We start from the raw sequence: 12,295 nt of genomic DNA, 5'->3' as shown, positions 1-12,295 counted from the left end.
CGAGTAACGGACCGGACGAGACATCACCCCTCATGGCCACCTGCCATGAGGGGTTTTTCGTTTTCCTGATCCTCTCGGCCCTCTGCCGATCAAATTCTGGATCCAGCAGTCACACCGAACGCGATGGCGCAGGAACCGGGTGGCTCGTGGTAGCGCAATCCTGTCAGGTGCCTCGAAACCGCTTGATCGAGGACCCGTCCATGCCGAAACCGCCTGCCGCCGCCCTGCCACCAGCTTTCAAACGCATCGGCTGGTCCAATCTGTTTGCCCAGTTTTCCGAGCAGATCGCGTTGGCCGGAGCACCGCTCGCAGCCGTTCTCATGCTTTCGGCCGGGCCCGCCGAAACCGGCTGGCTGCAGATGGCCCAGACGCTGCCGTTTCTGCTGCTGTCCATTCCGGCTGGCCTGCTTGTCGATCGCGCCTCGCGGCGAACCCTCATGGTCTTCTCCGAAGTGCTGCGCGCCCTGTCGCTAGTCGCCACCCTGGTGCTGATGGCAGCCGGCCTGCTCACCCTGCCGCTTCTGGCGATCATGGGCTTTGTCGGGGCGATCGGAACGGTTTGCTACAATGTCGCCGCACCGGCACTGATCCCGGCCATCGTTCCGCGCGCCCAACTCGCCGATGCCAATCGCTGGCTGGAACTTGCCCGCAGCCTCGCCTATTCCGCCGGGCCGGCGATCGGCGGGGCGATCGTTGCGTGGACCGGCGCCTCGCTCGCCTATGTCGCGGCCACCACACTTTTCCTTCTCGCCGTCGCCTTGCTCTCCGGCCTGCGCGAACAGGAGCAGTCGGCCCGGCCACAACGCAAACTGCTGCACGATCTGATCGAAGGCGCGCGGTTCCTGGCCGGCCATCCGCTCCTGCGGCCGATACTCGTCACCGCGATCGTGTTCAACACATCCTGGTTTGTGCTGCAGGCGGTCTATGTCGCCTACGCCGTCCAGACGCTCGGGCTGACGGCAACGGGGGTTGGCATCACGCTCGGCATCTACGGAGCCGGGATGATGATCGGAGCCTATGCCGCGCCTGCCCTTGCGCGCCGCGTTCCCTTCGGCGTCATGATCGCGCTCGGTCCGCTCGGTGGTCTGCTGGCGGCCGTCGTGATGCTGCTGACGATCTGGCTTCCCCTTGGCACCCTGGCCGGATTGAGCTTCTTCCTCTTCGGCGCGGGGCCGGTTCTTTGGTCGATCGCGACCCTCACGCTCCGGCAGGCCATCACCCCGAACGCGATGCTGGGGCGGGTTTCGGCCTTCATCACCACGGCCACGTTCGGCGCAAGGCCGATTGGCGCGGTGATCGGCGCCATCGTCGCCACCCACTTCGGCGTCAAGGCTTGCCTCCTGGTCGCGACAGTCGGTTTCCTCCTTCAGTTTCTGGTGATCCTCGCCTCCCAGGTTCCCAGGCTGCGGGCCTTGCCCGAGGCGGCCTGACCGCGTTCAGTTGCGTCGACGTGACCACCCAACGCGCTGCAAACGCCGACCGCGAGCCGTACGCCGCCACCGACATCTTGGCCGAAGCGCCCGGATTTTGTGCTGCGCTGACAACATTCCGGATCTTTTTCAAAGGAATCGACGCGGAATCGGGGCCTTAGGGGTGGATGCGGGCGGCCGTCATCGTTAACAGATGGAAAACCTTAGGCATGCAATAGTGACCCCGCCGCATAGAAGGCAGTTTGTATTGGGTCGCCTTAAGACGGGATGCGGAAGCGAATGTCCCCACCACGGTCGAGTATTGCGTACTGGAAGGCAGCGACTGCGCTCGCGGTTGCCGCCTCGTGCGCGCTCGGCCCCATGTCCGCGACCAAGGCCTATGCGTTCAAGATCTTCGGCATGACGTTTTTCGAGGGCGACGAGGACGAAGCCCAGGTCATCGACCCGGTCAACTACACCCTCACCTTCGAGGCCGGCACGGACGACAAGGAACTCAAAGAGGCGCTTGAAAACAGCTCGCAGTTGGTCCAGGGCCAGGAAAAACCGGTTTCCGGCGACCTCGGCCTTGCGATCCGCGCCCGCGACGACCGCGACCGCCTGCTGGCCGCACTCTATGAAAAGGCGCGCTACGGCGGCACGGTCGCAATAAGGATCAACGGCCAGGACATCGACAGTCTGCCACCCGATCCGGCCTTCCCGGACGGCCAGGCCATACCCGTCACCGTCAGCGTGACGCCGGGTCCGGTGTTTTCACTTGGCTCGGTCAAGTTCGAAGGCGATGCCGCCGGCCTCAATCCCGCCGACTATGATCTCGCGCTCGGAACAAGGGCGGATTCGACGCGGATCATCAAGGCCGGCGAAAAGGTCGTCGACGATCTGCGCGAGCAGGGACGGCCGCTTGCCAAGCTGACCGAACGCAGCGTCGTTGCCGATCACGCGGATTCGACCGTCGACGTGGTGATATCAGCCGAAAGCGGGCCGGTGGCGCCCGTCGGCGAGGTCAGCGTTTCCGGAACCAAGACGGTCGATCCGGGTTTCGTTCGCGATTATTCCAGGCTCAACGAAGGCCGCCCCTATTCGCCCGAGGACATCCGCAGGGCCTCCGAGCGGCTGCGCCAGCTCGGCGTGTTCTCGAGCGTCACCATCAAGGAAGCCGACACGCTTTCGCCCGATGGCTCCATTCCGATGAAGATCGAGGTATCCGAGGGCAAGCACCGCTATTTCGGCTTCGGCGCCCAGGTCTCGACGACGGACGGCCTCGGGCTTTCCGGCTATTGGGGTCACCGCAACCTGTTCGGTCGGGCGGAATCGCTGCGCATCGAGGGCTCGATCGACCGTATCGGCGAGACCCAGGAGATCGACAAGCTCGACTATTCTGCCGGCATTCTCTTTGCCAAGCCCGGCGCCTTCGGTCCGGCCTCGACCTTTACTGCAAGCCTCAAAGCCAACATCCAGGACCCGGATGCCTATCGCGCCAAGATCCTGACCGGTGCGGCCGGCGCCACATTCGAACTATCGCCGACAGACACCGTTTCGGGTGGCGGCGAGCTGAGTTGGGCGGATGTCGACGACGCCTTCGGCTCGAACTCCTACCTTACCGCCGCCATTCCGCTCGAATATGTCCGCGACACCCGCGACGACAAACTGAACGCGACCGAGGGTTACCGCGCACTCATCAACGCCAAGCCGAGCTACGAAATCAAGGGCCAGACCTTCTTCTCGTCCTTCGAGGCGTCCGCTTCGGGCTATCACGCCCTTGGTGACGAGAAGCGGTTCGTCCTTGCCGGCAAGATCGGTGCAGGCGTGCTGGTCGGCGGCGATGGCCTTGCCGACATTCCGGCCAATCGCCGCTTCTATCTCGGCGGCGGCGGCTCGGTGCGCGGCTATTCCTACCAGGAGATCAGCCCGCGCAATGCCGACAACGAGGAGACCGGCGGGCGCTCTTATGTCAACGCCTCGCTCGAAGCCCGCATCGCCATCACCGACACGATCGGCATCGTTCCCTTCATCGACGCCGGCACGGTGTCCGCAAGCACGACGCCTGATTTCTCCGACATTCGCGCCGGCGCCGGCATCGGCCTTCGCTATCAGACGCCGTTTGGGCCGATCCGTCTCGATGTGGCCATGCCGCTCAACAAATATCCGGGCGGCACCAGCTACGGCATCTATGCCGGTATCGGCCAATCCTTCTGATCAGTACTGGTGTCGGCCGATTTCTGCGTCGCAGCCGGTAAATTTCACCCAAGCTCCGTAGTTTCGCTCACCAAAGATACCGCAGCGGCGCAAGTTGCGTTATGGATAGATCATGAATCACGTCGTCCGCTTTCTTCGCGCGACGCTGCGCTATTGCCTTTATGTGCTAAGCGTATTTGCGGTCGCTGCTCTTCTTCTCGTCGCCTTCGTGGGCTTCACAACACCCGGCGCCCGCCTTGTCGCCTGGGCGATCGAGAAATATGCGGCGACCCCGGACCAGATCGTGCGGATTGTCGACCCGAGCCCGTTGTTGACCGGCCAGTTTACCGCCGGCAGCGTGACACTGTTCGATGGTGAGGGCATCTATGCGGAGGTTCGCGACCTCTCGCTCAACTGGTCGCCCGCGGCCCTCCTCTCCTTCCGCTTCGACGCCGCGGCGATTTCGGCCGGCTCCGTCCGCGTCGAGCGCCTGCCGGTGCCCTCGACGGAAACCAAGGAAGTGCGTTCGACCTTCGCGCTGCCGGTCGACGTCAAGATCGACGCGATCGATCTCAAGGAAATTGTCATCGGCAAGGCAATTGCCGGCGAGGACCAGTTCCTGACCGCGAGCGGCAAGGTCAACGCCACCAACGAGAGCATCGCACTCGCCATAACTGCAGCGCAGCGCGACCGGCCCGAAGCCCGCGCCGTTGCCGACATCGTCTTCAATCCCGCCGGCAACGAGCTGAAACTCGAAGCCGTTGTCGACGAGCCTGCGAACGGCGTGCTCGCGAAACTTCTGCGCCTGCCGAACGAACCCGCCGTCAGCATCAAGCTGACTGGCGAAGGACCGCTGTCCGACTGGGCCGGAACCGGAACGGCAGCGCTCGACGGCACCGAGATCCTCAAGCTCGACGGCCGTCATGTCCAGACACCTGACGGCATGCATCGGCTGACGGTCAACGGCGGCGGTGGCTTTGGTTCCCTGATGCCGCCGGCGCTGCGTCCGATGTTCGAAGGTCAGACCGGCATCGACGTCGCTGCCGCCTTCGACGGCAAGGGCATGGTGCGGGTCGACAAGGGCCAGGTGACGACCGGCGCACTCACCTTCGGCGCCTTCGGCACCTTCGACAGCAAGGGCGAGAACAATCTGCAAGCGAGGCTTGCCGGCACCAATGGCGCGATCGATTTCCGCTGGCCGCTGGAAAAGGGCGAAGCCCGCGTCCTGATCAACACTGTCAATCTGTCGCTGCTCGGCGATGCCCAATCGGCAATCCTCGACGTTGCGGCGGATGTCGCCTCCGTCGCACTGCCGGACGTGGCGCTCGGCGCGGTCAAGCTGTCGGCTGAGAGCGATGGCTTCAACCTGGCGACACAGTCGGGCCCGATCAAGACGACGGTCGAGGTCGGCCAGGCCGGCTTCGACAACGCCGATCTTGCCCGGTTGGTCCAGGCGCCGATGAAGATCGTCGGCGACATCTCCGTCGCCAAGGACAGCATCGCCTTTGCCCCGGTGACGCTCGAAAGCCCCGGCATCGGCGGCACGGTCGAAGGCGCCTTCTCGCGCGAAGACAACACGGTTGCCGCGACCTTCAAGCTCTTTACCGTCCCGGGCGTCCTGCCGCCGGCTGCCGCAGCAAAGTTCGACGACACCATCGCGCTTGCGGGAAGCCTCAAGACCGGCTCCGATGGCAGCGTCACCGTCGAGAACATCGATCTCAAATCTGGGACGATCGAGGCAGCCGGCTCGGTCGCGCTCGCCGACGGTAATCTGACCGCGGACCTCAAGGGTGTTCTGCCGGATCTCGGCAAGCTCCTGGCCGACGCCAAGGGCAAGGCCGACTTCACCGCCGCCGTCACCGGGCCGCTCACCGAACTCGCCATCAAGGCGGAACTGTCCTCAAGCGGCGCGACGCTCGCCGGCCGCACGCTCAGCGACCTGACGATCAACGCCGACGCGACCGCGAACCAGAGCAGCCCACAGGCCAAGCTGACGGCAACCGGTGCGCTCGACGGCCAGCCGATCGACGTGCGTGCCGACGTCGTCTCCAGGGGTGGACGCACATCGATCCCGGTGCTTGAAGCCAGGATCGGTGAGAACACGCTGACCGGGGCGATCAACTTCACCCCTGACTTCAAGCCGGACGGCACCGTCGATTTCAAGCTTCCGGACCTTGGACTGCTTGCCGCCATGGCCGGCCAGAAGGCCTCCGGCGACCTCGCCGGATCGGCAGCGATCCGGACAACCAACGGCATCACCTCCATCGTTCTCAAAGCCGGCGGCAGCGGCATCAAGCGCGACGACCTGACGATCGCCAAGCCGACGGCCGACATCACCATTGCCGACCTTTCGGCGCTGGCGATCAAGGGCAGTGTGCGGGCGGAGACAATTGCCCAGGGCGCCAACCGGGTCTCCGGGTTGAGCCTCAATTTCACCCAGCAGGCGGGCAAGACAGGCTTTGCCATCGACGGCAAGTATGACGGCGGGCCCTTGACGGCCAAGGGCGATCTGACGAGTTCGGGCGGCCGTACGGAAATCCGTCTTTCCTCCTTCGGCGCCACGCCGAAGCGGATTGCGCTGAAGCTTGCGGCACCGACCGTGATCGCGATCGAGAAAGGCACCGTGCGCCTCAACGGCCTGACCATCCAGGCATCGAAGGGCACGATCGCAGTGAGCGGCACCGCCGGTGAAAAGCTTGATATCACCGCAAAGCTCAACGCCCTGCCTGCAGCCCTCATCAACGCCTTCGCCCCGGGTCTCGGTGCGGAAGGGGCGATCGGCGGCACTGTCGACGTCGACGGAACGGCGGCAGCACCGGTCGTCGTCTATAACCTCAAATGGTCCGGCGCCTCGCTCGCAGCAGCGCGCACCGCCGGCGTCGGCGCCTTCGACATTTCGGCAAACGGCAAGTTCGTCAACAACCGTGTGACGCTCGACACCACGCTTTCCGGCGCCGGTGGCCTTGCCTTCAAGGGCGGCGGCAATGTCGATATCGGCGGCAACATGCCGATCTCCATGAAGTTCAACGGCAATGTACCCTTCGCGCTGATTGCCAATCTGATGGCACAGCAGGGCTTCACCCTCACCGGTCAGGCCGCAGTCGATCTTTCGATTTCCGGCTCGGCCAAGGCGCCGCAGATTGCCGGCACGATCACCACATCAGGCGGACGCCTCGTCGACGTCCGGCGCAACCTCGCGCTCAACAACCTGACGGCCAATGTCGCGCTCGACGGCAAGCAGGCGACGATCTCCAAGCTTTCCGCCAACCTTGCAACTGGCGGCTCGGTCGAGGTCACCGGCACGGTCGGCACCGTTCCCGGCTCCGGTTTTCCGGCCAACCTGGCGATCCGGCTGAACAACGCGACCTATGTCGACGGCACGCTGTTCAACGCCCAGCTCGCCGGCGAGATGACCTTGACCGGTCAGCTGGCGGCCACGCCGACACTCGGCGGCAAGGTGACGATCCGCAAGGCGGCGATTACCATTCCCGAGAAGCTGCCGACCTCGCTTTCGGCCATCGACATCAAACACAAGAACGCGCCGGCCAAGGTGCAGCAGATGGCCAAGGACCTGCGCAAGGACGAGAAGCCGGCGGGCGCCAATGCCAGCGGCGTCATCGCCTTCGATCTCGGCGTCACCGCCAATCAGGTCTTCGTGCGCGGGCGCGGCATCGATGCCGAGCTCGGCGGCAACCTGACGATCCGCGGCACGGCGGTGCAGCCGACCATCTCCGGCGGTTTCGAGATGCGCCGCGGTCGTCTGGAAATCCTCGGCAAGCGCCTGACCTTTACCGATGGCACCATCGGTTTTGGCGGCGACCTGATCCCGACGCTTGATCTCAAGGCGACATCGACCGCCGGCGCGACGACCATCACCGTCAACGTCGCCGGTCTTGCCAACAACCCGCAGATCACCTTCTCGTCGTCGCCCGCCCTGCCCCAGGACGAAATTTTGGCGCAGCTGATCTTCAACCGCTCGCTGTCCAACCTCTCGGCCTTCCAGATTGCCCAGCTTGCCTCCGCCGTCAGCCAGCTGGCGGGCGGTGGCTCGACCTCGCTGCTCGACGGCCTGCGCAACAAGCTCGGCGTCGACGATCTCGACGTTACCACCGACGAGAACGGCGGCGCCTCGGTGCGCGCCGGCAAGTATCTCAACGACCGCACCTATATCGAACTGCAGCAAGGCGCCGATTCAGGCTCCAGCAAGGCCGTGATCAATCTCGATGTCGGCAAGGGCGTCAAGCTGAAGGGCTCTGCCGCCGGCGACGGCTCGGCGTCGGGCGGCATCTTCTTCGAAAAGGAATATTGAGCGGGCTGTCGCCAATGCCACCTCGGCTGTAGGCTCGCCTGCTTTCGCGAAAACCAACAAGTCCGCGGATCGATCGCGATCAGCGGGCTTGTTCATTCCTGAGCGCGGTCCCATCAGCGACTCTGGCAGTCCCCTGGTCATAGCCCAGGACGAAAATAGATCCCGCTGAACTTGCCATCGGCAGCGAGCGTGAAGCCGCATTCCAACGTGCCGTTTTCGAAGCGGGCGTCGTAGACGTCCCAGCCACCGTCCTGCATTACCCCCTTGAATGTGAGCGACCGCAGCGGCCCCAAACGGTCGAACTCTGCCTTGATCATCTTGATTTGCTGCTGCGCCAGGGCGGCGAGCGGCGCGATCATCGCTTCGTAGTCGGGCATCCCACGCTGATGCTCGGCAATGATGCGGCGAAGCAAGGTCTCACTGTTTGGAAACGGGATCTTCTCCTTCACGCGCTTTTCCAGCCCGTCGGCCAGCGCCCGCGCCGTTGTTTCCTCGATGCGCTTGGCCGTCAGCGCGTGCCCGTGCTGATGCAGGACTACACGCACAGGGCGGCCGCTCTCATCGCGCTCGAAGGTAAGCTGTGCGGTGACCACGCGGTAGAAGAAGGCGTCGTCTGCCTCCGGGTAAATGTCGACAGCGCTTTGTCCCGCCAGTTGCGCCGACAGACCATTCTCGCGAAGCCTTATCGTTAGCACATCGCCATTGTCGAGTTGGAAGTCACCGACAAGGGCGCCGTGTTTTTCAGGATCGAAAGGAACTTCTCGCCGCGGGCGCGACTGTTCGTAACGTCGCCATTCGACGGCATCGGGCGATAGATCGGTCATCCTGGTCTCCTTGGCTAGCGTTGTGAGTTCGTTGATCGAGACGGCTTCACCACTGCCGATCTTCTCGAGGGCCGCGCCGATCAGCGACAGGCTGTGTTCGACCCGGTCGCGCAAATCGATGAGCGCGGATTGCTGGATCGTCAGTGTCTGGCCGAGGTCCGGTGCCGCGCCGGCAAGCAAGACGGTGATCCGGGTCAAGCTGAGGCCGAGACGCTTCAAGGCGAGGATCTCGGTCAGCCGGGCGATTTCCGCGCCGCCATAGAGTCGCCAGTTCTTTTCCGTCCGGCGCGGCGCGATAAGCCCGCGATCCTCGTAGACGCGCAGCGCCCGCACGGTAAGGCCAAGACGATCGGCGCATTCGGCAGCGGACAAAAGGTGATCAGGGTTTCGCTTGTCGCTCATGGAAGCCTCCCGGAACTATCTTCTAAGGTATGACCTTAGGTTCGGCTCAAGGGGTATTTTGCGTGGGTCGCATCAAGATTTCGCGGAGACCGGTCGTGCTTGACTCATTGCCGACATGGATTTTGCCCAATGCCATCCTTACATGCCCTCTCGCGCACAAGGTGCATTTTGACGATAACTCATATTTTCAGGTGGCTTTTTGTCTCTCCAGTCTCCCGATATCAACCTTCCGCCCGCTCTGGCACCGCTGCTCAAAGGCTATGACTGGCGAAAAGATAGCCTTGGCCAATCGGAATCCAGCGTCTTCCTGTTTCACGCCGAAGACCGGCCGCCCCTGGTTCTCAAGGTCGAAGAGACCGGCCCGTTTAACGAGCTCGTCGATGAGGCCGAACGGATCAAATGGCTGGCCAAGCAAGGCATGCCCAGCCCGCGCATCATCGCCCATGAAGCGTACGCGCAACAGAACTGGTTGCTGATGGAGGCTGTCGACGGTGTTGATCTTGCCTCCAGCACCCTTCCCGCTTCGGACCAGGTCATCCTCATTGCCGAAGCGTTGCGCCGCATGCATGCGCTCGATGTCGACGCCTGTCCGTTTGACCACCGGATCGGCGCGCGTATCGCCATCGCCAAGCTGCGTGCCGAAGCAGACCTTATAGATGTGACCGATTTCGATGACGTGCGGCTCGGAAAGACGACGGAAGAACTGTTCGTCGAGCTTCAGGCCAGTATCCCGCGGGAGGGAAAGCTGGTCGTCACCCATGGCGACGCCTGCCTTCCAAACATCATCGCCAGGGATGGTCGCTTCGCCGGCTTTATCGATTGCAGCCGTCTGGGGGTCGCCGACCCCTACCAGGATCTCGCGCTGAGCTGCCGCAGCATTGCCTACAATCTCGGGGAGGAATGGGTTCAGCCGTTTCTCGATCTCTACGGCATCCGCCGCGCCGATCCCGAAAAGCTCGACTTCTATTGCCTTCTCGACGAGTTCTTCTGAGCTCGCGGAAAGCAAGGGCAAGATGGCCCGCGCCGCCTTATGCGGCGTCGCGGGCCTCGATATCAAGATCGATAATATCGGCATCTGCGAGGTCGATATCTTCCATGGCGTTGAACAACGCCCAGATATGGCCGAACGGGTCGATGAAGGCGCCGACGCGGTCTCCGGTCGACAGCGTCTCGGCCGGGTTTCTGAGCGCGGCCCCCGCACCGATCGCCCGGCCGATGACCCGGTCGACATCTTTCACATGCAGTTCGAGAATGACCGCCGTCGTGCCAAGCGCATGCGGCGATCTCGGCCCGCCAAGCTTCGGCTCCGCGTCCCGGCGCGGATTGGCGCCGGCGATCCGGAAGACGGATTCGCCGATCCTGAGATCGGCGCTGGTCAGGATACCGCTCGGCCACTCGTGCCGCTGCACCAGTTCGGCACCCAGCACATCGCGATAAAAGGCAATGGCGCGGTCCTCATCGCCATGCCTGACAAAAAGCTTCACACAGATCTGCCGATCGGCCAGCCTGCCGCCATTGATGACCATGACATCCTCCAATCTCGGGTGAGGCGCACATCATATACAAACACGAGAACAAATCAAGAACAATCGCGTCGAAACCGTGCTTTTCCAGCCTCGTCCGCCACAATCACAAGCCACTAAAATGCGCCGGTCAGCTTGCTCGTTTTCAACAGGATGTTTGTCTCCGTCACGGTGATGCCGTCGATCAGTCGGATCCGCCTCAGGGTCTCGTCGAACGACACCAAATCGCGGTCCTCGAGTTCTGCAATGAAGTCCCAGCGGCCATTGGTGCTGTGCAGCGCTCGTACCTGGGGTAGGCCGCGCAACTGTTCGGCAACCCGGTCGGCCATCTTGCCGTGAACCTCGATCATTACCACGGCGCGCACACCGGAGGCCGGGATTTCCTGTCCGGTGCGAATGGTGAAGGCGGCGATCGTGCCGTTGGCGACCAGCCGGTCAATGCGCGCGGCAACGGTTGCACGCGATACGCCGGTCCGTGCCGAAAGCGTCGAAACCGGCAGGCGGGCATTCTGGCGCAAGGCGCTGATCAGCGCCTGATCGAGGTCGTCCATGTCTCTCACTTTGTAAAATAGGACTTAGCAATCTGTCGATCTTATCTTCCCAATCGACAGTTTTCCATCTTTTTGCTGTCACGCCTTTTGACGATAATCCGCGCAACTCACGGGAATCACTAGGAAGGAACAGGGCGGATATGACGACCATCACGCTGATCGGCGCACCCATCGAGGAAGGCTCTGGACGACGCGGCGCGGCCATGGGCCCGACGGCGCTTCGCATCGCCGGTATCGACACGGTTCTGCGCGAGCTGGGCCATACGGTTCACGACGAAGGCGACGTCAGGCCGCTGCCGGCGCGTGACCTCGCCAACCACTCCGGCGCCAACAACCTGCAGATCGTCGCCGCCTTCGCCCGCGCGCTGCACGATTCGGTCCATGACACCGTTCGCAAGGGCCATTTCCCGATCATTCTGGGCGGCGACCACGCCCTGTCGATGGGCAGCGTTTCCGGCATGGCGCGCTACGCCGCCGAAGTCGGCCGCCCGCTGTTCGTGCTCTGGCTCGACGCCCATGCCGACTTCAATTCGCCGACAACCTCGCCGTCGGGCAACATGCACGGCATGCCGGTCGCCTTCTTCTGCGGCAAGGCCGAGTTCACCCCGATCCTGCCCGCGGACCGACCGATGGTCGACCCGACCAAGGTCTTCCAGGTCGGCATCCGTTCGGTCGACGACCGCGAACGCGAAGAGATCGCCGAACATGGCGTGCGCGTCTACGACATGCGTGCAGTCGATGAGCTCGGCATGGCGCACATCATGCGCCACATCCTCGACGAAGTGCGCTCGGCCAACGGCCTGCTGCATGTCAGCCTCGACGTCGACTTCATGGATCCCGAGCTGGCACCCGGCGTCGGCACCACCGTTCCCGGCGGCGCCACCTTCCGCGAAGCCCACCTGATCATGGAAATGCTCTGGGAAAGCGATCTCGTCTCCTCCCTCGACGTCGTCGAACTGAACCCCTTCCTCGACGATCGCGGCAAGAGCGCACGTGTCCTGGTCGAGCTGACCGCGAGCCTTTTCGGCCGCCGCGTCCTTGACCGCCCGACCCGCAGCGCCTGAAATAGAAATAACGGAGGACG

8 protein-coding genes are annotated in these 12,295 nt (G+C 63.4%); 5 read left to right on the top strand and 3 right to left on the bottom strand.

All coding sequences use genetic code 11. The annotated features are described in order from the left end of the window. Window positions 1-200: 200 nt before the first annotated feature. The 3 genes from AC244_RS13285 to AC244_RS13275 all read left to right on the top strand — a co-directional run bounded on the left by AC244_RS13285 (window position 201) and on the right by AC244_RS13275 (window position 7,911). Window positions 201-1,430: an MFS transporter gene (locus tag AC244_RS13285; protein WP_053249300.1), complete on the top strand. Its 1,230-nt coding sequence runs from the start codon at window positions 201-203 to the stop codon at window positions 1,428-1,430. Between the two features lie 279 nt (window positions 1,431-1,709). Next, a complete protein-coding gene (locus tag AC244_RS13280) occupies window positions 1,710-3,623 on the top strand; it encodes an autotransporter assembly complex protein TamA (protein ID WP_053249299.1) in 1,914 nt (637 codons plus the stop codon). A 112-nt stretch (window positions 3,624-3,735) separates the two neighbouring features. Next, window positions 3,736-7,911 (top strand): translocation/assembly module TamB domain-containing protein, encoded by a 4,176-nt coding sequence (locus AC244_RS13275; protein WP_053249298.1) that lies wholly within the window; start codon window positions 3,736-3,738, stop codon window positions 7,909-7,911. Window positions 7,912-8,048: 137 nt separating this feature from the next. Here the strand turns inward: AC244_RS13275 and AC244_RS13270 are convergent, their stop codons facing one another. Further along, a complete protein-coding gene (locus tag AC244_RS13270) occupies window positions 8,049-9,137 on the bottom strand; it encodes a MerR family transcriptional regulator (RefSeq protein WP_053249297.1) in 1,089 nt (362 codons plus the stop codon). A 199-nt stretch (window positions 9,138-9,336) separates the two neighbouring features. Here AC244_RS13270 and AC244_RS13265 point away from each other — a divergent pair, with 199 nt between their 5' ends. Then, a complete protein-coding gene (locus AC244_RS13265) occupies window positions 9,337-10,128 on the top strand; it encodes an APH(3') family aminoglycoside O-phosphotransferase (protein ID WP_053249296.1) in 792 nt (263 codons plus the stop codon). Between the two features lie 37 nt (window positions 10,129-10,165). Here AC244_RS13265 and AC244_RS13260 read toward each other — a convergent pair whose 3' ends face one another. Together AC244_RS13260 and AC244_RS13255 are read right to left on the bottom strand one after the other, a co-directional pair. Beyond that, on the bottom strand, window positions 10,166-10,663 hold the full coding sequence (locus tag AC244_RS13260) for a VOC family protein (protein ID WP_053249295.1): 498 nt from the start codon (window positions 10,661-10,663) through the stop codon (window positions 10,166-10,168). Window positions 10,664-10,776: 113 nt separating this feature from the next. After that, window positions 10,777-11,211: an Lrp/AsnC family transcriptional regulator gene (locus AC244_RS13255; protein ID WP_053249294.1), complete on the bottom strand. Its 435-nt coding sequence runs from the start codon at window positions 11,209-11,211 to the stop codon at window positions 10,777-10,779. A 140-nt stretch (window positions 11,212-11,351) separates the two neighbouring features. Between AC244_RS13255 and rocF the strand changes: the two genes are divergently transcribed. Beyond that, window positions 11,352-12,275, top strand: coding sequence for an arginase (gene rocF / locus AC244_RS13250; RefSeq protein ID WP_053249293.1), 924 nt, complete (start codon window positions 11,352-11,354; stop codon window positions 12,273-12,275). The last annotated feature ends 20 nt before the right edge of the window (window positions 12,276-12,295 follow it).

The organism is Ensifer adhaerens, assembly GCF_001270265.1.
GTDB lineage: Bacteria > Pseudomonadota > Alphaproteobacteria > Rhizobiales > Rhizobiaceae > Ensifer > Ensifer adhaerens_B.
This window is presented reverse-complemented; position numbering and strand designations above follow the sequence as displayed.

What these genes read in the sequence shown, in the direction of transcription:
- AC244_RS13285 (WP_053249300.1), top strand. Translation starts at nt 201, where the DNA reads ATGCCGAAACCGCCTGCCGCCGCCCTGCCACCAGCTTTCAAACGCATC.
- AC244_RS13280 (WP_053249299.1), top strand. Translation starts at nt 1,710, where the DNA reads ATGTCCCCACCACGGTCGAGTATTGCGTACTGGAAGGCAGCGACTGCG.
- AC244_RS13275 (WP_053249298.1), top strand. Translation starts at nt 3,736, where the DNA reads ATGAATCACGTCGTCCGCTTTCTTCGCGCGACGCTGCGCTATTGCCTT.
- AC244_RS13270 (WP_053249297.1), bottom strand. Translation starts at nt 9,137, where the DNA reads ATGAGCGACAAGCGAAACCCTGATCACCTTTTGTCCGCTGCCGAATGC.
- AC244_RS13260 (WP_053249295.1), bottom strand. Translation starts at nt 10,663, where the DNA reads ATGGTCATCAATGGCGGCAGGCTGGCCGATCGGCAGATCTGTGTGAAG.
- AC244_RS13255 (WP_053249294.1), bottom strand. Translation starts at nt 11,211, where the DNA reads ATGGACGACCTCGATCAGGCGCTGATCAGCGCCTTGCGCCAGAATGCC.
- rocF (WP_053249293.1), top strand. Translation starts at nt 11,352, where the DNA reads ATGACGACCATCACGCTGATCGGCGCACCCATCGAGGAAGGCTCTGGA.